Raw genomic sequence first — 18,597 nt, 5'->3', positions numbered from 1 at the left:
CCACTTGGTTTGCTCCTCAATAAGGGGCCATTGGGGGAATTAAGCGGAAGAATGATGGCGCAATTGGGGCATTTTGCACAATTAACCAACAATGGACCAGCAATCTGAGGCCTTGAAATCCCGGTGGCTGGTTCGTATGTGTGGTTGGCCTCGTAAGGGGATATGGCGATAAACGCGCTCGTAATAAGCGGCTCGGACCCGGGGGCGGTACCCGGCGGCTCCACCATCCATCCTTCATTTGCAGGATCATGGGGCCGAAATAGGATCGACGGACGTCTAAAGGGGTTAGCTTTCGCTCGGTGAGATACCACCGTTATCGGTTCAAGCTTAGTAGTTGCAAATGACAACAAAGCTCCGGTTGCACTGGCCGCGTAAGCGGTTCGTAAGACCAAAACTTAAGCCCCTAGGCCTAGCCGCTTAGGGCGGGGTTCGCAGGTACCTGGCAACAGAAACCTGCACTTTCCCCCTTTGAGTGATGCAAAACCGGTGGAACCCGTTCGGGATATGCTTATGCTGGCCATGACGAACCAACGAGGCGTGTCATGGCAGATCGGATCGACTACGGAAACCTGATGCACAGTGCGATGCGGTCCCTCATCCGGCGCGTCCTGACCGACGTGTCCAAAGATGGCCTGCCCGGCGAGCATCACTTTTTCATCACCTTCGACACCCGACACGACGAGGTGGATATCGCCCCATGGCTGCGCGAACGCTACCCCGAGGAAATGACCATTGTGATCCAGCATTGGTTCGACAATCTGGATGTGACCGAGGACGGCTTTACCGTGACGCTGAATTTCGGGGACAACCCCGAGGCGCTGGTGGTGCCCTTCGATGCGCTCAAGACCTTTGTGGATCCGTCCGTAGAATTTGGCCTGAGGTTTGAAGGACAGACCGACGACGATGGCGACGATCCAGATCCCGAGGATGATCTGGATGGCGACGAAGACCCAGTGCAGGGAGACGCCGAGGTGGTCCAGCTGGACCAGTTCCGCAAACACTAGAGGCGCCATGACCGGAAAAGTCGTCAACCTGAGGCAAGCGCGCAAGGCCAAGGCGCGCGGGACCCGAGCGGCGCAAGCGGATCAGAATGCCGTCCAGTTCGGGCGCACCAAGGCAGAGCGGGAGGCCACCGCCAAGGCCAATGCAGCCATGCGCAAGACGTTGGATCAGCACAAGCGCGACGCGCCCGAATGACCCAACGGCCCAAGAAACGCTCCATCACCCTGCGCGGTCACCGCACCAGCGTGTCATTGGAGGACGATTTCTGGGCGGCCTTTACGGATATCGCGGCGGCACGGGGCGTCAGCGTGAATGCACTGGCGGCGGAGATTGACGAAGAGCGCATCTTGCAATCCGGCCTCGCGGGCGCGATCCGCATTTTCGTGCTGCGCCACTACCGCGCCTTGGCGGACCGCTAGCGCGCGTCGTCCAGCACCTGCACCACCACATCGCGTGGTACGTCAGCGGTCACAAAAGCGTCACCAATCCCGCGCGCCATGATGAAACGCAGCTGTCCATCCACAACCTTTTTATCCTGGGCCATCAGGTCCACCAAGGCGGCGCTGTCCGGCAGGTCGCCCTCGATATCGCGCAGATCCTTCTTCATACCCATGGCGGTCAGGTGGGCGCGCACACGGCTGGGCGCCTCTTGGCTGCACAGACCCAGCCGGGACGACGCCTCGAACGCCAGCGCGCAGCCGATGGCCACCCCCTCGCCGTGCAGCAGCCGGTCGCCATAGCCCGTGGCGGCCTCCAACGCATGGCAGAACGTGTGGCCAAGGTTCAGCAGGGCGCGGTCCCCCTGCTCCGTCTCGTCGCGCGCAACGATGTCGGCCTTCATCTGCACGGACCGGCGCACGGCCTCTTGGCGCAGGGCGACGTCCCCGGCGGCCAATGCGGGTCCATTGTCCTCCAGCCAGCGAAAGAACGCCTCGTCCCCCAGCAGGCCGTACTTGGCCACCTCGCCGTAACCTGCGCAAAAGTCCCGGGCCGTCAGGGTGCCCAGCACATCGACATCCGCCAACACGTGAACCGGCTGGTGAAAGGCCCCGACAAGGTTCTTGCCAGCGGGCGAATTGATCCCCGTCTTGCCCCCCACGGAACTGTCCACCTGCGCGAGCAGAGAGGTGGGGATTTGCACAAACCGCACTCCGCGCCGCAAGATCGCAGCGGCAAAGCCCACAAGGTCGCCGATCACGCCGCCGCCGAACGCCACGACCACATCGCCGCGTTCCACCTTTTGGGATAGGAACCATTCGACGACCTGTTCAAGGTAGCGCCACGATTTCGTGCCCTCGCCCGGAGGGACTTGCAGCACTTCGCAGTCCACGTCCCCAGCCATCAGACCCGCGCGCAATGTCGCCAGATGCAGGTCCGCCACCCGCGTCTCGGTCACGACAAAGACCCGTGGGCGGCGCAGGTAGGGGGCAATGGCCGCACCCGACTGAGCCAGCAACCCGGTGCCGATACGCACATCATAGGACCGCGCGCCCAGCTCGACGTGGACAATATCATCGCTCATGGGTGGCCTCCGTCAGGACAGCGCCGTGGCGCAAAACGCCGATGACCCGGTCCACCATTTCTTCGATACTCAGACCCGGTGCGCCGTCCACAACCAGTTCGGACAGGGCGTAAGACGGTGTACGATCCGCCAGCAACTGTGCCAGCGTCGCCTTGGGGTCAGACGTGCGCAGCAGGGGCCGAGTGTCCTTGTGCCGGACCCGGGACCACAGCAGTTCCAAGTCAGCGCGCAACCACAATGACACGCCCGAGGCCGATATCAGCGCCCGGTTCTCGGCTCGCAGATACGCACCGCCCCCCGTGGACAGGATCGCAGGCGCGTCACCCAATAGACGGGCGATCACCTCGGTTTCCCGGGCACGAAAGAAGGCCTCGCCGTCGCGTTCGAAAATCTCTGCGATCGACCGGTCTGCCGCCGCCTCGATTTCATGGTCGGAATCCCGAAACGGCACGCCCAACCGACGCGCCAGCGCCGTGCCGACCGCCGTCTTGCCCGACCCCATCATCCCCACCAGCACGACGGGCCGGGTCAGAACGGGGGTCAAAACGGGCGAGGCTTCGCGCAAAGGGACATCTCCGGCCAATCAACCCTGTTATGGGCGACGAATTTACATATATTGATTGGATAAGACGAACACGGGGCAACGTCCATGGGCAGGCTACTGAAATATCTGATCATCTTGGCGGTTTTGACCGTGGGGGGCTTTATGGCTACTCCTTCGTGATGACGTTCGATGCACAGCAAATCACGCGCGAGATCACGCTGGATGTGGACTAGGTCCCTTGCCGCACTCGTCGTCATGGCGGGACCAGTGGCCGCCCAAGACGACCCCGCCGCCGCCATCGGCTGGCTGCGCGAGGCGTTGCAGGCGCCGCCCGTCCCGGTGGTGTCGGATGATCCCGCGCCCGTCCCCGGCTTGCGCCCCGAAGTGATCGAGGCCAGCGAATTGGCGGAGACCACGGCCAATGCCACGGGTCTTTTGCCCCGCAACATTACAGGGCTGCCTGCGGACACATTTTCGGGCAGTGACACGGACCGGCTGGTCGGGTTGATCGACGGGCTGCGCCCCCACGCCCTGCCCGCCCTGCAAGATCTGCAAACCATGCTTTTGCTGGCAGAGTTGGACGCACCTGTGGGCGATGCATCGGGGGCGGCGTTCCTTCTGTCCCGGGTCCGTGCCTTGGTCCGCTTTGGCGCGCTGGAACAGGCACAGGCCATGTTGGAAGCCAGCGACTGGCGCACACCAGCGCTGTTCCCGACCTACCTTGATGTGGCCTTGTTGACCGGGACGGACGCCGACGCCTGCGCGGCCCTTGCCGACCGTCCGACCCTGTCTCCAGACCTTGCCGCCCGCGCCTTTTGCCTTGCGCGCACTGGGGATGCCAGTGCCGCCTTTGTGACGCTGGACACGGGGCGGGCTGTCGGCCTGATCCCCGGCGACGAGGCCGACCTGATCGCGCGGTTCCTGGACCCCGAGGCCTACGAGGGCCTGCCCCTGATCCCGCCTGCGGGCGAGATGACGCCCATGCGCTTTCGCCTGCTGGACGGGCTTGGGGAACCGCCCGCAACCGGCCCCCTGCCGCTGGCCTTTGCCAATGCCGACCTGCGCGAGACCATGGGCTGGAAGGCCCAGCTAGAGGCGGCGGAGCGTCTTGCCCGCACGGGTGGCATCGGCATGGAACGGCTGCGCGGCCTTTACACAGACCGCATGCCCGCCGCATCGGGCGGGGTCTGGGACCGGGCCGAGGCCTATCAGGTTTTTGACACCGCCATCACCACAGGGGACCCGGGGGCCGTCGGGGCCGCCCTGCCCGCCGTTTGGCGCGCCATGCAGGCCGTGGAGCTAGAGGTGCCCTTTGCCCGCACCTATGCCGCCGACCTGCAACGCCTGCCCCTGCCCGCCTCGGTCAAACCGCTGGCCCAAACCGTGGGCCTTTTGTCCGAAGACTACGAGGTGGTTGCCCGTGCCCTGCCCGAGGGCGACTTTGCCCGCGCCGTCGCCACGGGCCGTGTCGCGCCACAGGCCGATCACACGGCCCTGCAAGCCGCCATTGCCGCGGGGTTCGACGGCACGCCGGGGGCCTATGCCAGCCGCGCGACGGGGGGCCGATTGGGCGAGGCTTTGTTCGAGGCGACCCAAGCCATCACCGCCGGGGCGGGGTCCGACGCAGGCGACATCACCGCCGCCCTGCGCCTGCTGAATGCAACGGGCCTGCGGGCCACCGCGCGCGAGGCGGCGCTGCAAATGCTGCTGCTGGACCGATGAGCGCCCCCGCCACCCCTGCCCTTTGGATAGACCGGTTTGTCGAGGCGCAAGCGGCCGAGCTTGACGCCGCCGAAAACACGCAACTGGCCTATGCGCGGGACCTGATGACCTTTGCCGCATGGGCCGGGGCACAGGGTCTGGACTTTGCGACCCTGACCCGCAACGACGTGGAACGCTACCTGATCCGATGCGCCGACGAGGGGCTGGCCCAATCCACCCGCGCCCGGCGCTTGTCTGCGATCAAACAGCTGTACCGTTTTGCCTACGAGGAAGGCTGGCGCAGCGACAACCCGGCCATCCAGATCAAGGGACCGGGGCGGCAGAAATCCCTGCCCAAGACGCTGGATCACGGCGAGGTGGACGCGCTTCTGTCTGCCGCCCGCACCTTGGCCAAATCCGACAGCGCCCGGGCCCGCGACACGGCCCTGATGCAAGTCCTGTATGCCACCGGCATGCGGGTGACAGAGCTGGTCAGCCTGCCCGTCGCCGCCGCGCGCGGCAATCCGCGCATGCTGTTGATCCAAGGCAAGGGCGGCAAGGAACGCATGGTTCCCCTGTCGCCCCCTGCCCAAGCGGCCCTGTCCGATTGGCTGGCCTTGCGCGACCGGGACGAAGATCTGGCGCGCCTGCAAAAGGGCACGTCGCCGTCGCGGTTCCTGTTTCCCTCGCGGGGCAAACTGGGCCATTACACCCGCCACTGGTTCTACGCCCGGATCAAGGACTTCGCAGTCGCGGGCGGCGTGGACCCGGACAAGGTCACGCCCCACACCCTGCGCCACGCCTTTGCAACACACCTCTTGGCCGGCGGCGCGGACCTGCGCGCGATCCAGACCCTGCTGGGCCATGCGGACATCTCGACCACGGAAATCTACACCCACGTGCTGGACGAACGCCTGAAATCGCTGGTGCTGGAACACCACCCGCTGGCACAGGGCGGAGACGCTTGAAAACGGCGCGGAACGCCTACATACCCATGCCATGACACCCGAAGCCATCACCCCCGTTTTCGACGCCGCGTTTTGGGGCACTGCCGCCTCTATCCTCGGCTTGCTGCTGTTGTCGGCGTTCTTCTCCGGCTCCGAGACGGCCCTCACCGCTGCCTCTCGAGGAAAGCTGCGCGTGCAGGCCGACAAGGGGGCCACTGGGGCCGCCCGCGCGCTGCACCTGACCGAGGACAGCGAACGCCTGATCGGCGCGGTGCTGCTGGGCAACAACCTTGTGAACATCCTTGCCGCATCCCTTGCCACGGTGCTGTTCACGACGGCGTTTGGCGAATCCGGTGTGGCCGTGGCGACGCTGGTCATGACCCTGCTGGTTCTGATCTTTGCCGAGGTGCTGCCCAAGACCTACGCCATTTCCAACCCCGAGGTGGCCGCCAGCCGGGTGTCGCCGGTCATCGCCATCGTCATCGTGGTATTCAGCCCCGTGGTCACCATCGTGCGGGCGCTGGTGCGCGGGGTGCTGCTGTTGTTCGGGGTGCGCATCGACCCCGACAGCCGGATCATGTCCGCCCAAGAGGAAATTCAGGGCGCGATCAACCTTGGCCACTCCGAAGGCAGCGTCGAGAAAGAGGACCGCGACCGCCTGCTGGGCGCGCTGGATCTTGGCGAACGCACGGTCGAGGAAATCATGCTCCACCGTTCGGCCATTGAAATGGTGAACGCGGACGACGACCCCGAACAGATCCTCAGCCAGATCCTTGCCTCGCCCCACACGCGCCTGCCGGTCTACAAGGGCGAGCATGAGAACATCATCGGCGTCGTCCACGCCAAGGACCTCAGCCGCGCCATGGACCGCCTGATCCGGGGCCCCGATGCCAGCGCCGCTGCGCTCAAGGTGTTCAACGTCATGGATGTGGCCATGACCCCCTATTTCGTACCCGAGACGACGTCCCTTGATGAACAGATGCGCCAGTTCCTGCGCCGTCACACACACTTCGCCCTCGTGGTGGATGAATACGGGGCCTTGCAGGGGCTGATCACGCTGGAGGACATCCTAGAAGAGATCGTGGGCGAGATCACCGACGAACACGACGTGGAAGAGGCACCTGTGCTGTCCCCCGACGACCATGGCCAATACACCGTGGACGGCGGCATGACGATCCGCGACCTGAACCGCGCCACCGACTGGAACCTGCCCGACGACGAGGCCAACACCATCGCGGGCCTTGTCATCCACGAGGCGCAGACGATCCCGACCACGGGCCAAGTCTTTAGTTTCCACGGCTTCCGGTTCGAAATCGCGGAGCGCGATGCCAACCGGCTGACCCAATTGAAAATTCGCCCCCTGTCGAAACTGTAGGCCCAATCTATGTCCGGGGGGCGTTGACACCTGCGCCCTCGGTGACCAAAGTCACTTTGGTATACCAAATGGGGGACATATGGGAACGATCACACTTTTTGGCCTTGGGTCCATGGGCGGCGGCATGGCCCGCGCGTTACTGGCGGCCGGTCACACGGTCCATGGGTTTGACGTCGACGCGGGCCGCATGGCGGATTTCGTGGCCGAGGGCGGTGCACCCGGGGACGTGGCTCAGGCGGCGGCGGCCTCCGACACGGTGGTGTCTGTCGTCCTGAACGCGGCCCAAACGCGGGCGGTTCTGTTCGGCCCCGAGGGTGCGGCGCAGCACATGCGCCCCGGCTCCGTCATGATTTCCTGCGCGACGATCCCCCCGGAGGAGGCCCGCGCCAATGCAGCCGAGGCCAGCTCACTGGACCTGCACTACCTTGACGCACCCATTTCGGGCGGGGCCGCCAAGGCCGCTTTGGGGCAACTGTCGATCATGGCCTCCGGCACCGCTGACGCTTTCGCCGCCGCGCGCCCTGTGCTGGATACCATGGCCGAAACCGTCCACGATCTGGGGCCCGAGGCGGGCGCAGGATCCGCCATGAAATCCGTCAACCAATTGCTGGCAGGTGTGCACATCGCCGCCATGGGCGAGGCGCTGGCCTTCGCCGCGTCCCAAGGGCTGGACCTTGGCCGCGCAGTCGAGGTGATCAATGTCTCTGCCGGGGCCAGTTGGATGTTCAGCAATCGCGCCCCCCACGTGGTCGACAACGACTACGCCCCCGGTCCGCCGTCACGATCTGGCCCAAGGATTTGGGCATCGTCCAGTCCATCGCCGCAGACGCTGGACTGCCGACACCCGTTACCGACGCCGCCCTGTCCCAGTTCCAATCGGCCGTGGACGCCGGACTTGGGGCCGAAGATGATGCCGCCGTCACCAAGGTCTATGCCAAAGCGGCGAACCTGAAACTGCCCGGAGATGACACATGACCGTTCTTGCCATTGGCCCCTTCAACGCGGCCGAAACCGCTGCCCTGAACGAAGAATTCGACGTGGTCTATGACACGGCGCCCGACCCCGCTGCCATCCGCGCCTTGGCCTACAAGGGACACGCAGGTGTGGGGCCAGACCTTATGGACCGCTACCCCAACCTTGAAATCGTGGCAAACTACGGCGTGGGCTACGACAGCATCGACGTGGGCGCCGCCAGCGCGCGGGGGATCAAGGTGACCAACACGCCGGACGTTCTGAACGACGATGTGGCGGACCTGACCGTGGGCATGATGATCATGCACAGCCGCGAGATGGCGCAGGCGCAAGACTGGGCGCGCTCGGGCAATTGGGCTACGAAAGGCGAATACCGCCTGAACCGCAAGATGTCTGGCGCGCGCGTGGGCATCATGGGGTTGGGCCGCATCGGGCGCGAAATCGCGGACCGGCTGGCGGCCTTCAAATGCGATATCCACTACCATTCCCGCAGCGAAAAGGCGACCGATAGCTGGACCTACCATGCGGATCCGGTCGCCCTGTGCGGGGCGGTGGATTATCTGATCATCGCACTGGTGGGCGGGGCAGAGACCGAGAAATACGTCAGCGCGGACTGCATCGCCGCCATGGGGCCCGACACAATTGTGGTCAACATCTCGCGCGGGTCCACAGTGGATGAAGACGCCCTACTGGACGCCTTGGAGGCAGGCGCGATCGGCGGCGCGGCGCTGGACGTGTTCAACGGCGAACCCGACATCAACAAACGCTTCTATGTCCTTGATAACGTGACGATCCAGCCGCACCAAGGCTCCGGCACCCACGCCACCCGCGCCGCCATGGCCAAGCTGCAAAGGGACAACATCACCGCCCAGCTCACCGGCCAGGCGCTGTTGACACCAGTGAACTGAACCCACGCTTCATTGGGTCAGAAATACCCAAAGTCCCGCCCTTACACCAGGCACACCGCCCGCAGCGGCGCGCCCCGTAGGGCGGGACTTGTCCCGCCGCACCCCTAAGGTTTGTCGTCCTCAAGGTAGTAGCGGATGTTGTCCTGGAAACTGTCATCGGCGGTCAGGCCCAGCCGGATCGACTTTTCGGGCCGCATATCGAACCGCCAGCCAGATACGATGGCCTTTATCTCGGGCTGTGGTTCCCATTGGATCAATTTGGCAGGCTCCGGCCCAACAACGGCCGTCATGGCGTCGATCAGCTGCCGGATCGACAGCATCTTGCCCGGCATCATCATGGCCCGGTTTTGACCCAGATCGGCGGCGTCCACCTCGGCCCCTTGGATCAAGTTCGCCACGCAACGCCTTGGCGACAAATAATAATGCAAGAAATCTTCATCCACTGGGCACACAGCGGTCTGCCCGTTCAAGGGCTCGCGCAGGATCGACGACATGAAACTGCTCGCAGCACGGTTCGGCTTGCCCGGGCGCACGCTGATGGTCGGCAGGCGGAAGGCGCGCCCATCGACATAGCCCTTGCGGGAATAATCCGTCACCAGCATCTCGCCGATCGCCTTTTGCGCGCCGTAGCTGGTTTGCGGGTTCAGAAGTGTGTGATCCAGGATCGGGTCCGGCACCTCGCCCCCGAACACCGCGATAGAGCTGGAGAAAACAACCACCGGCACCGTCCCAAGCGCCCGCGCGCGGTTCAGGATGTTGGTCGTGCCGCCTAGGTTGATGGCGTAGCCCTCGTCAAACTCCTCCTCCGCATGAGCCGAGACGACGGCTGCGAGGTGGTAGACAACCTGGATGTCATCCGTAAAACACCCCGCGACCGAGGCTGGGTCGGTGATGTTGCACACCACGCTGTCGCAGCCCTCAACGGGCGCGGGGGCCACGATGTCGGCCAGCACAATGCGGCCGATGTCTTGCCCCCGTAAGTGCCCCCTTACGGTCAATGCCTTCGCCAGTTTCTGGCCGATGACCCCGCCACCGCCGATGATCAGAATGTTCATGTGTTGTCTCCTTCGAAAATCTGGGGGGCCAAGGCCCCGCGTGCGCCGATGACCTTGGCGGCCAGCCGCGCGCCCTGCCCTGCGGCCTCTGCCGCCTCTGCGCCCTGTTGGTAAGCGGTGACGAACCCTGCGGCAAAGCTGTCGCCTGCGGCTGTGGTGTCCACCACTTGGATGTTTTGCACGGGGGACACCTTGGCCAGCGCCCCGTCCTCAAGCACGGTGATGGGTCCTGCGCCATCCTTCACGACCACCACACGCGCGCCCGCCTGCGCGTAGCGCCGCGCTGTGTCCGCCGGTGTGGCGTCCCCGAACAGGGCCGTTTCCTCGTCAAAGGACGGCAGCACGATATCCGCACAAGCCGCGCCCATGGTCAGGCCAGATTTCATGGCCGCCGTATCCTCCCACAAGGTGGGGCGCAGGTTCGTGTCGAAACTGACGCTGGCCCCGCGCGCCCGGGCTGCGTTCAGGGTGTCGCGCATGGCGGTGCGTCCCCGTGGGGACAGGATCGCCAGCGAGATGCCGGACAGGTGGATCACATCCGCCGCGCGCACGATCCGCGCCAACCAGTCCGTGTCGTCGCACATGGTACGTGCAGCGGATTGGCTGCGCCAATAGCTGAAGGACCGCTCGCCGCCGGTCAGAGAAATCATGTACAGGCCCACGGTGCGCCCGGGCACGGCGCGCAGGGCCGTCGTCTCGATCCCTTGCCCCGCCATGAAGGCGCGCATCTCGGCGCTGACCGCGTCGGTGCCGATACAGGACCCAAAGGCGACACTGCTGTCTGCAGGCAAAAGGCGGCGGGCGTACCACGCGGTGTTGAAGGTATCGCCTGCAAATCCGCGCGCGTAGGTGCCATCGCCCCTGTCTGCCATCTCGACCATACATTCGCCCAAGGCCAGAAACCGCATCACAGCCCTCCCCGTGCCGACCAGATCGCCAGCGCCACCACAAGCACCATGGACAGGGCCATTGCGATATTGATCTGCCGTTGCTGCGCGGCCGCCAGATCAAGGCGATGCAGCGAGACCCCGGCCCACAGCCACAGCACATGCAGCGGGATCCAGATCGCGTTGAAGATCACCAGTTTGATCGCCGCCTCGGCCCAGTAGGCCCCGGGCAAAAAGGCAAAGCCCGAAAACAGCGCCGCATTCACGGCATAGGCCTTGGGGTTGATCGGTTGCAGCAGAAAGCCTGCGGTGATCCCGGGCGCGGACTTGGCGGGGGTAAACGCGACCCTTGACCCGGCCAAGGCGATGCGGGCGGCGAGGAACAGAAGGTAGCCCACGGACAGCGCCATAAGAACGGTGCGCACAACAGGGTCGGCCAACACCAGCGCTGCGACCCCGGTGATCACGGCGACAGAGACGACAAAGTTCCCGATGCACAGCCCCGCAATGAACCGCAGCCCCGGACCGTATCCATAGGCCGCACCGATGCCGGCCACGGACAAAACGCCCGGCCCCGGTGTGATGATCAGAAAAAAGACGGCGGCCGCGAATGTCAGCACCGTTGAACCCCCTCCCATTTGGTATACCATCTGTGACGCGCAGGGACGGATGTGTCAATCGGCGCCGCATTGGGAGAGAGCGAATGGATAAGATCGGGTTTATCGGGCTGGGGTTCATGGGGGCGGGCATGGCTGCCAACATCCGGGCGGCGGGCTATCCGCTGATGGTGAAGGGCAACCGCAACCGCGCACCGGTGGACCGGTTGGTGGGTCTGGGCGCCGTCGAGGCCGAAAGTGCCGCGCAGATGGCTGCGGACTGCGATATCATTCACATCTGCCTGTCGAACTCGCAACAGGTGGAGGCGGTGATCCGTGGCCCTGGCGGTATCCTAGAGGGCGCGCGCGCGGGATTGATCGTGGTGGAATGTTCCACAGCCGATCCGACCTCCACCCTCGCCCTGGCCGCCGAGTTGGAGGCCAAGGGTGCCGTGCTGGTGGACGCCCCCTTGGGCCGCACCCCCAAGGAGGCGGAGGAAGGCACGCTGGACGCGCTGGTCGGTGCCGCGCCAGAGGTTTTCTCACGGATCAAGCCGGTCTTGGACACCTGGTCCGGCACGGCCACCCTGATCGGACCCACCGGGTCGGGGCACAAGATGAAGCTGTTGATGAACTTCATGGCTATGGGTTACGGCGCGCTGTACTCCGAACTGCTGTCGCTGGGCGCGGCGGTGGACATCCCGCCCCAGACGATCCGGCAGGTTCTGGCCCCCAGCCGCATGGGCAACGGGTTCTTTGATACGTTCATGAAATATGCCGTGGACCGGGACAGGGACGCCCACAAGTTCAGCATCACCAACGCCAGCAAGGACGTGCGCTACGTCAACCAGATGGCCACGGATGCAGGCGTGGTGAACAATCTGGCGGCGGCGATCAAGCACTACTACACCCATGTGGAGGCGATTGGCGCAGGGGACGATTATGTGCCCATGCTGTCGGATCACGTGGCGCGGCTGAACGGGATCGACTTAGCCGAGGTGGTGCGCAAGGCCAACGACGCTTGACCTGAACGACGCCTGACCTGGCGGGGCGGCTGCGCCGCACGCGATGTTTAAGGGGGGCGCTGCCCCCCGGCGCGGGGCGCCTCCCCCGAGGGTATTTGGGGAACAATGAGGGTTAGATGTCGCGCAAAGTGCCGAGGCTGCGCATTTCGTCAAGGTCGAGGACAGTGGATTTGCCTGCGGTAACTTCGGCGTCGAGGGCGTTTTCCATGTCTGTGATGTTTTTCAGGCGCGCGATGACCGTGTCGATCTGGGCGAAGGGCACCACGACGACCCCGTCGCGGTCCGCGACGATCATGTCGCCGGTGGCCACGGGATAGCCTCCGATTGTCATGGGGCCGCCAATGGTGCCAGGGCCTTTGGCGAAGGGAGAGTTGGGGGTCAGGCCTGTGCAAAACGCGGGCAGGCCCACGGCGCGCAGGCCTGTGTAGTCGCGCATGGGGCCATCCGTGACCAGCCCCACGCCGCCTGCGTTCTTCAGCATGCCCAGCACCCGGTCACCAGCTGCAGCGCACCCTTGGAAGCCCTGCGCCCCGGCGATCAGCACATCGCCATCCTGGATCAGGTTCAACGCGCCCAAGGTTGCCAGCAGGTCCGAGGGGCGGTTGTCTGCCGTCAGGGCCGGGCCTGCAAAGGTGCAATTGTCCGGGTTCAGGGGGGCGATGGTGGCGGCCAGCGCGCCGGTGCCGTTCATCGCGTCGCAGACAATCCCCGTGGGCACATCTTGGAACGCTGCGATCTGGTCCGCTGTAGGGCGGTTGCGGTGGGTGTGGATCGTCAATAGTGGCGGTTCTTCGATCATGGCGGGGTCCGATCTGGGGTTGCGTTTGGTATACCAAACGGCACACTTGCCAAAAGCGCAAGGGAGAGAGCGATGCCAACTATCATCATCACCGGGGCCGGATCGGGTATTGGACGGGTCACGGCGCGGACGTTTATGGACGCAGGCTGGGACGTGGGTTTGGCCGGGCGCCGGGTCGCGGCGTTGGAAGAAACGGCAGACGGGCACGGCGCCGCCCGGGTCATGGCGCTGGACGTAACGGAGCCCGAGGCGGTAGACGCGGCCTTCGATGCCGCCGCGCGCGATTGGGGTCGGATTGACGCGCTGTTCAACAATGCGGGCGTGTCCCTGGGCACCGCCATGATAGACGAGATCAGCGCAGACGACTGGCAGACCCTGTCACGGATCAACATTGACGGGATGTTCTATGCCGCCCGCGCCGCGTTTCGGCACATGCGCGCGCAAGACCCCCAAGGGGGCCGGATCATTAACAACGGCAGCGTCTCGGCCCATGTGCCGCGCTATGGATCCACACCCTATACCATGTCGAAACACGCGGTGACCGGGCTGACCCGGTGTTTGTCCCTGGACGGGCGGCAGTTCAACATTGCCTGCGGGCAGATTGATATCGGCAACGCCCTGACGGATATGGCCGAGAAGATGACCAAGGGTGTGCCCCAGGCCGATGGGTCCGTGGCCGTGGAGCCTGTGATGGACGCGGCCCACATCGCCGATGCCGTGCTGCACATGGCGGGGCTGCCTTTGGGCGCGAATGTGCAGTTCATGACCCTGATGGCCAGCGGCATGCCCTATATCGGGCGGGGGTAGTGGGTATTTTTAACCCAATGAAGCCACACACCAGCGCATCAGTTCCTCGCGGTTCACGGTGATGCCGAGGCCGGGGGCGGTTGGAATGTCAACCTGGCCCCGGTCGTGCGTGATCGGTTTGTCGAGGATCGCCATGCGGTAGGGGTTGTCGGTCTGGTCGAACTCCAACCATGGGTCGCTGGGCGCATGGCGTTGGGGAACGGGCGGCAGGGTTGCCAGCATGTGAAGCGATGCGGCCACGGCGATGCCCGTGCCCCAGACGTGGGGCGTGACGCGGATGCCGTGGGTTTCGGCCTGATAGACGATCTTGCGCATCTCGGTGATGCCGCCGCATCCCGCCACATCCGGTTGCAGGATATCCACGGCGCGTTTGGTCAGGGCGGGGGCCATGCCGTGGCGGGCGTACCACGTCTCTCCGCCGGCCAGCGGGATCGGTTGGCGGTTGCGGATATCCACATAGGCGTTGATCTGTTCGGGGACCACGGGTTCCTCGAACCACGCGATGTTCTGGTCCGCCACGGCGCGGCCATAGGCGATGGCCTCGGTCGCATCGTAGCCGTGGTTGGCGTCCACCATCAGGGCCATGTCATCGCCAATGGCGGCGCGCACGGCACGGGTAGCGGCTACGTCGAGGTCATGGCCGAAACCGATCTTGATCTTGGTGGCCTGAAAGCCTGCGGCCTTGTAGCGGGTGACTTCCTGGACCAGCGTCTCGATCCGGTCCTGGCCGGGGATGTTGAAGCCGCCCGTGGCGTAAGCGGGCACCGACGCGCGGTAAGCCCCGCCTGCCAGCGCATGGATCGGCTGGCCAAGGGATTTGCCCCAGATGTCCCACAGGGCGATGTCGATGCCCGACAGGGCCGCCACGGCCAAGCCCGTGTGTCCTTGTGGGCGCCATTGGGTGTAGACGCGGGTCCACAGGGGTTCGACCCGTCGCGGGTCCTTGCCCAGCAACAGCGGGGCCATGTCGGTAATGATCCCCGCGAGCGTGCGGGACGGGCCCAACGCCTCGCCCCAGCCGATGGTGCCGTCGTCGCATTCGACCTCGACCACACAGGCCCAACGGTCCGTGAAGATCGAGAACGCCGATTGAAACGGTTGTGCCAAAGTGTGGCGCAGGACATGGGGGGTGATGCAGGTGATCTTCATTGCGACGCTCCGGCACTGGGTCTAGGCTGGGATCAAACAGGGGAGAGTGACATGGGCAAGGTCCTTTTTACAGGCGCATCGGGTGGGATCGGGACACAGTTGCGCCCCATGCTGGGGCAGCTGTGTCACCCCGTGCGCCTGTCGGACGTGGCCGAGCCCCAGGACGGCCGACAGCCGGGCGAGGACTGGGTGATGGCCGATGTCACCGACCGCGCGCAGGTGGACGCGGCCGTGGACGGATGCGATGCAATCCTGCATTTCGGTGGTATTTCAGTGGAAAAGGAGGCGTGCCTCATCCATCGCGTGAACATCGAGGGCACCTACAACGTCTATGAAGCGGCGCGCAAGGCCGGCGTGCGGCGGGTGCTGTTCGCCTCCTCGAACCACGCCATCGGGTTCCACAGGCGCGAGGACAAGATTGGCGCGGACGCCGAGGCGCGGCCCGACGGGAACTACGGTGTGGCCAAGATCTATGGCGAGGGGTTGGCCCGGCTGTATTGGCACAAGTACGGGATCGAAAGCGCGCTGGTACGGATCGGGTCGTGCTTTCCGGCCCCGCGCAACCGTCGGATGCTGGCCACCTGGCTGTCGGCGGGCGACCTGTTGCGCCTGATCGACCGGGTGTTGGAGGCCCCGCGCTTGGCCTGCCCGATCATCTATGGCGTGTCCAACAACCCCGAAGTCTGGTGGGACAACAGCCATGCGGATTACCTTGGCTGGCGCCCCCAAGACAGCAGCGCCGAATTCGCCCATCTGTTCGCGGACCTGCCACCCGAAGACCCGAACGACCCGGAGGTGATCTATCAGGGCGGCGGTTTTGCCAAGGCGGGCCACTACGAGGACTGAAGCCGCTCGCGCCGCCAGATGTACAGGCCCGATCCCACGATGATCAGCCCACCCAGTAGGGTAAAAACTGTGGGCGGCGTGGCAAAGATCACATATCCGATGATCGCCGCAAGGATCAGCTGGGTGTAGAACACAGGCGCCAGGATGGACGCATCGGCCAGCCGGTGTGCCACGACACTCGCCTTGTGCCCCGCCAGCGCAAAGGCTCCGATGCCCAGGCCCACAGCAATCACAAGGCCCGTGGGCGGCATCTGCCAGAACGCGATGGCAAAGGGGGTCACGGCCAGTGTGGCCAAGGCGGCAGGCCAGATCTGCGCGGTGGCGTCGGATTCCTGCCCCGCCAGTTTGCGGGTCAGCAGAAAGAACATGGATGAAAACAGCAGCGCCGCCACGGACCACAGCATGGCCGGTGACCAGCCCGCGCCCCAGGGCTGCATCACCACCAAAACGCCGCCAAAGCCCACGCAGACCGCCCCGATCCGGTGCAGGCCTACCCGTTCCCCCAGCATGGGGATCGCCAAAAGGGTGACGACGATGGGATTTGCGAACAGGATCGTCGTGGTCACCGTGATGGGCAACAGTGACAGCGCCATGAAGTTGCAGGTGGTGCCCATCAGCAGGCATGCGGACCGCAGGGCTTGCAGGCGCGGGTTGGCGGATCGTAAGGCGTCCACCCCCTCGCGCGGCAGATACCACGCCAGCGCCAGAACGAGGTGCCCCGCATAGCGCAACCAAACGACGACCGCGACTGACACCCCTGCCCCGGCCAACCACTTGGCCGAGGTGTCCACGCAGATGAACAGGGTCACGGCGACCAGCATCAGGCCAAGGCCCGCCGCGGCCCGATCCTCGCGCGGGGCGATGGTCCGCATCAGACGGCGGACCAGCCGCCGTCGATCACATGGCACTGGCCGGTGGTGAAAGCGGCCTCGTCACTGGCCAGATAAAGCGCCAGCGAGGCAACCTCGGACGCCTCACCGATCCGACCCATGGGCTGGCGCGCGATGAAGGCGGCCTTGGCGGCTTCGTAATCGCCTGTGGCGCGCAACCGGTCATGGAGAGATGGGCTGTCCACTGTGCCTGGGCAGATCGCATTCACCCGCACCCCGCGTGTAAAGTAGTCCGAAGCTACGGATTTCGTCATCCCGATCACCGCCGCCTTGGACATGCCGTAGATAAAGCGGTTGGGCGCGCCGATGATCGACCCCACAACGCTGGCGATGTTCACGATGGACCCGGCCCCGCGCGCCTCCATCCCCGGCAGGGCGGCCTGCATGGAATGGAACTGGCTGCGGATGTTCAGGTTGACGGCAAAGTCGAACTCTTCCTCGGTGGCTTGGGTGATCTCGCCCGCGTGCACGAAACCGGCGCAGTTGACGAGGATATCCGCCTCCGCCCCCTGCACCGCCGCTGTCAGGGCGGCCTTGTCGGTCACGTCCAAGGCGTGGCTTTCGGCCCCCACGCCCGCCACCAGGTCGCCGTTCAGGTCCGTGGCGATGACATGGGCGCCCTCGGCGGCGAACCGTTCGGCAATGGCCCGACCGATGCCCTGACCCGCTGCGGTCACAAAGGCGCGTTTTCCGTCCAGTCTCATTTTCGATCTCCCTTGAATGTATCGGCCAGATGATCAACCAGCTCGGCCACCATCCCCTCCCCTTGCCGGCGGCAATCGCACCTTGCAGGGTGTCGTTGGCCGCACCAGACATCTGACTGGTCACACCCAGCCCATCGGCCATGGCGCGGTAGTAGCCCACGTCCTTGGCCGCATTCTGGATCGAGAACTCAATGGCTGGTTTGCCTGTGGTGGCATAGGTGTGGACAAAGTCCATCATGCCCGACCGCAGGGGCCCCGCGGACATCACATCATACAGTTGCTGACGGTCCACACCTGCCTGATCCGCCATGGCAAAGGCCTCGGACATGGCGGCGGCGGTGGTCATGCCGAAGAAATTGTTGATCAGCTTGATCGTATGCCCCGCGCCCGAGGCCCCCAGATGGAACACGTTTTCGCCTACGGTTTGCAGGACCGGCAGCACGCGGTCGTAAGCGTCCTTGTCCCCCGCGCACATGATGTTCAGCAAGCCGTCCACCGCATGGGCCGGGGTGCGGCCAAGGGGGGCGTCGAGGTACGCCGCGCCCTTTTCGGCCATATCGGCGGCGATCTTTTGGGTGGACCCGGGCAGCGAAGTGCCAAAGTCGATGACAACCTGCCCCGGCTTCACAGCGGACAAAATGCCGTCGTCGCCGTAAACGCGGCCCTCCACATGCTCTGACGTGCCCATGCACAGCATGACGATATCCGCGTCCCGGGTCAGCTGGGCCGCGTTGGCAGCCTCGGTGGCCCCGCGCGCTATGGCGGCGTCAATCCCCGTACGGTCGCGGTTGGCCAGTGCGATGACCGGGTGGCCCGCCTTTTGCAAACACTCCACCATGGCTGCGCCCATCAGGCCAAGGCCCATAAA

The 18,597-nt window shown here is 64.9% G+C and carries 20 protein-coding genes, 1 other RNA gene and 2 pseudogenes; 13 read left to right on the top strand and 10 right to left on the bottom strand.

Going from position 1 to position 18,597, the window contains the following annotated elements:
• Positions 1-108: 108 nt before the first annotated feature.
• From ssrA to ACZ1G0_RS08200, 4 genes are all read left to right on the top strand, one after another.
• Positions 109-460, top strand: a transfer-messenger RNA (tmRNA) gene (gene ssrA / locus ACZ1G0_RS08215).
• A gap of 82 nt (positions 461-542) precedes the next feature.
• Positions 543-1,004, top strand: coding sequence for an SspB family protein (locus ACZ1G0_RS08210; RefSeq protein WP_472736498.1), 462 nt, complete (start codon positions 543-545; stop codon positions 1,002-1,004).
• Between the two features lie 7 nt (positions 1,005-1,011).
• On the top strand, positions 1,012-1,197 hold the full coding sequence (locus ACZ1G0_RS08205; RefSeq protein ID WP_472736497.1) for a DUF4169 family protein: 186 nt from the start codon (positions 1,012-1,014) through the stop codon (positions 1,195-1,197).
• Complete coding sequence (locus ACZ1G0_RS08200) at positions 1,194-1,421, top strand: ribbon-helix-helix domain-containing protein (RefSeq protein WP_472736496.1); 228 nt, start codon at positions 1,194-1,196, stop codon at positions 1,419-1,421. The genes ACZ1G0_RS08205 and ACZ1G0_RS08200 overlap by 4 nt, the downstream gene beginning before the upstream one ends.
• On the opposite strand, the gene aroB is transcribed toward ACZ1G0_RS08200, so the two are convergent.
• Both aroB and ACZ1G0_RS08190 read right to left on the bottom strand, forming a co-directional pair.
• Positions 1,418-2,524, bottom strand: coding sequence for a 3-dehydroquinate synthase (aroB, locus tag ACZ1G0_RS08195; RefSeq protein ID WP_472736495.1), 1,107 nt, complete (start codon positions 2,522-2,524; stop codon positions 1,418-1,420). The two genes, ACZ1G0_RS08200 and aroB, sit on opposite strands and share 4 nt — an antisense overlap.
• On the bottom strand, positions 2,514-3,107 hold the full coding sequence (locus ACZ1G0_RS08190) for a shikimate kinase (protein WP_472736494.1): 594 nt from the start codon (positions 3,105-3,107) through the stop codon (positions 2,514-2,516). The genes aroB and ACZ1G0_RS08190 overlap by 11 nt, the downstream gene beginning before the upstream one ends.
• Before the next feature lie 11 nt (positions 3,108-3,118).
• Here ACZ1G0_RS08190 and ACZ1G0_RS08185 point away from each other — a divergent pair, with 11 nt between their 5' ends.
• The 6 genes and pseudogenes from ACZ1G0_RS08185 (at position 3,119) to ACZ1G0_RS08160 (ending at position 8,971) form a co-directional block, all read left to right on the top strand.
• The gene (locus tag ACZ1G0_RS08185; protein ID WP_472736493.1) at positions 3,119-3,301 is read left to right on the top strand and encodes a hypothetical protein; all 183 of its coding nucleotides are present in this window, start codon (positions 3,119-3,121) and stop codon (positions 3,299-3,301) included.
• Positions 3,302-3,323: 22 nt separating this feature from the next.
• The gene (locus tag ACZ1G0_RS08180; protein WP_472736492.1) at positions 3,324-4,790 is read left to right on the top strand and encodes a hypothetical protein; all 1,467 of its coding nucleotides are present in this window, start codon (positions 3,324-3,326) and stop codon (positions 4,788-4,790) included.
• Positions 4,787-5,737, top strand: a complete 951-nt coding sequence (locus ACZ1G0_RS08175) for a site-specific tyrosine recombinase XerD (RefSeq protein ID WP_472736491.1) — start codon at positions 4,787-4,789, stop codon at positions 5,735-5,737. Before ACZ1G0_RS08180 ends, ACZ1G0_RS08175 begins: the two co-directional genes overlap by 4 nt.
• Before the next feature lie 31 nt (positions 5,738-5,768).
• A complete protein-coding gene (locus ACZ1G0_RS08170; RefSeq protein ID WP_472736490.1) occupies positions 5,769-7,091 on the top strand; it encodes an HlyC/CorC family transporter in 1,323 nt (440 codons plus the stop codon).
• A 79-nt stretch (positions 7,092-7,170) separates the two neighbouring features.
• A pseudogene (ltnD, locus tag ACZ1G0_RS08165) lies at positions 7,171-8,066 on the top strand (L-threonate dehydrogenase).
• Entirely contained in the window at positions 8,063-8,971 is a 909-nt protein-coding gene (locus ACZ1G0_RS08160; protein ID WP_472736489.1) for a 2-hydroxyacid dehydrogenase, read from the top strand. The pseudogene ltnD and the gene ACZ1G0_RS08160 overlap by 4 nt, the downstream one beginning before the upstream one ends.
• A 104-nt stretch (positions 8,972-9,075) precedes the next feature.
• Here the strand turns inward: ACZ1G0_RS08160 and denD are convergent, their stop codons facing one another.
• From denD to ACZ1G0_RS08145, 3 genes are read right to left on the bottom strand one after another with little or no spacing between them, the layout of a single operon-like run.
• A complete protein-coding gene (gene denD, locus ACZ1G0_RS08155; RefSeq protein ID WP_472736488.1) occupies positions 9,076-10,026 on the bottom strand; it encodes a D-erythronate dehydrogenase in 951 nt (316 codons plus the stop codon).
• Positions 10,023-10,934 carry a sugar kinase gene (locus tag ACZ1G0_RS08150; RefSeq protein WP_472736487.1) on the bottom strand — a complete coding sequence of 304 codons (912 nt, stop codon included), beginning with the start codon at positions 10,932-10,934 and terminating at the stop codon, positions 10,023-10,025. The genes denD and ACZ1G0_RS08150 overlap by 4 nt, the downstream gene beginning before the upstream one ends.
• Positions 10,934-11,533, bottom strand: a complete 600-nt coding sequence (locus ACZ1G0_RS08145) for a LysE family translocator (RefSeq protein WP_472736486.1) — start codon at positions 11,531-11,533, stop codon at positions 10,934-10,936. The genes ACZ1G0_RS08150 and ACZ1G0_RS08145 overlap by 1 nt, the downstream gene beginning before the upstream one ends.
• Before the next feature lie 83 nt (positions 11,534-11,616).
• Here ACZ1G0_RS08145 and ACZ1G0_RS08140 point away from each other — a divergent pair, with 83 nt between their 5' ends.
• Complete coding sequence (locus ACZ1G0_RS08140; protein ID WP_472736485.1) at positions 11,617-12,534, top strand: NAD(P)-dependent oxidoreductase; 918 nt, start codon at positions 11,617-11,619, stop codon at positions 12,532-12,534.
• 112 nt (positions 12,535-12,646) lie between these two features.
• On the opposite strand, the gene ACZ1G0_RS08135 is transcribed toward ACZ1G0_RS08140, so the two are convergent.
• A complete protein-coding gene (locus tag ACZ1G0_RS08135) occupies positions 12,647-13,333 on the bottom strand; it encodes an RraA family protein (RefSeq protein WP_472736484.1) in 687 nt (228 codons plus the stop codon).
• Positions 13,334-13,405: 72 nt separating this feature from the next.
• On the opposite strand from ACZ1G0_RS08135, the gene ACZ1G0_RS08130 reads away from it, so the two are divergent.
• Positions 13,406-14,140 carry an SDR family oxidoreductase gene (locus tag ACZ1G0_RS08130; RefSeq protein WP_472736483.1) on the top strand — a complete coding sequence of 245 codons (735 nt, stop codon included), beginning with the start codon at positions 13,406-13,408 and terminating at the stop codon, positions 14,138-14,140.
• 9 nt (positions 14,141-14,149) lie between these two features.
• Here the strand turns inward: ACZ1G0_RS08130 and ACZ1G0_RS08125 are convergent, their stop codons facing one another.
• Positions 14,150-15,289, bottom strand: a complete 1,140-nt coding sequence (locus tag ACZ1G0_RS08125; RefSeq protein WP_472736482.1) for a mandelate racemase/muconate lactonizing enzyme family protein — start codon at positions 15,287-15,289, stop codon at positions 14,150-14,152.
• Positions 15,290-15,340: 51 nt separating this feature from the next.
• Here ACZ1G0_RS08125 and ACZ1G0_RS08120 point away from each other — a divergent pair, with 51 nt between their 5' ends.
• Positions 15,341-16,135 carry an NAD-dependent epimerase/dehydratase family protein gene (locus ACZ1G0_RS08120; RefSeq protein ID WP_472736481.1) on the top strand — a complete coding sequence of 265 codons (795 nt, stop codon included), beginning with the start codon at positions 15,341-15,343 and terminating at the stop codon, positions 16,133-16,135.
• Here the strand turns inward: ACZ1G0_RS08120 and ACZ1G0_RS08115 are convergent.
• The 3 genes and pseudogenes from ACZ1G0_RS08115 to ACZ1G0_RS08105 all read right to left on the bottom strand — a co-directional run.
• Positions 16,123-17,007 carry a DMT family transporter gene (locus tag ACZ1G0_RS08115; RefSeq protein ID WP_472736480.1) on the bottom strand — a complete coding sequence of 295 codons (885 nt, stop codon included), beginning with the start codon at positions 17,005-17,007 and terminating at the stop codon, positions 16,123-16,125. The two genes, ACZ1G0_RS08120 and ACZ1G0_RS08115, sit on opposite strands and share 13 nt — an antisense overlap.
• The gene (locus ACZ1G0_RS08110) at positions 17,007-17,729 is read right to left on the bottom strand and encodes an SDR family oxidoreductase (protein WP_472736479.1); all 723 of its coding nucleotides are present in this window, start codon (positions 17,727-17,729) and stop codon (positions 17,007-17,009) included. The genes ACZ1G0_RS08115 and ACZ1G0_RS08110 overlap by 1 nt, the downstream gene beginning before the upstream one ends.
• A gap of 118 nt (positions 17,730-17,847) precedes the next feature.
• Positions 17,848-18,579 (bottom strand): annotated as a pseudogene (locus ACZ1G0_RS08105) (NAD(P)-dependent oxidoreductase); the annotation flags it as partial.
• Between the last annotated feature and the right edge of the window lie 18 nt (positions 18,580-18,597).

Source organism: Thalassobacter sp. HA4-2 (genome assembly GCF_055693705.1).
Note: the sequence above shows the minus strand (reverse complement) of the source record. Positions and strands in the feature narration are given on the sequence as shown.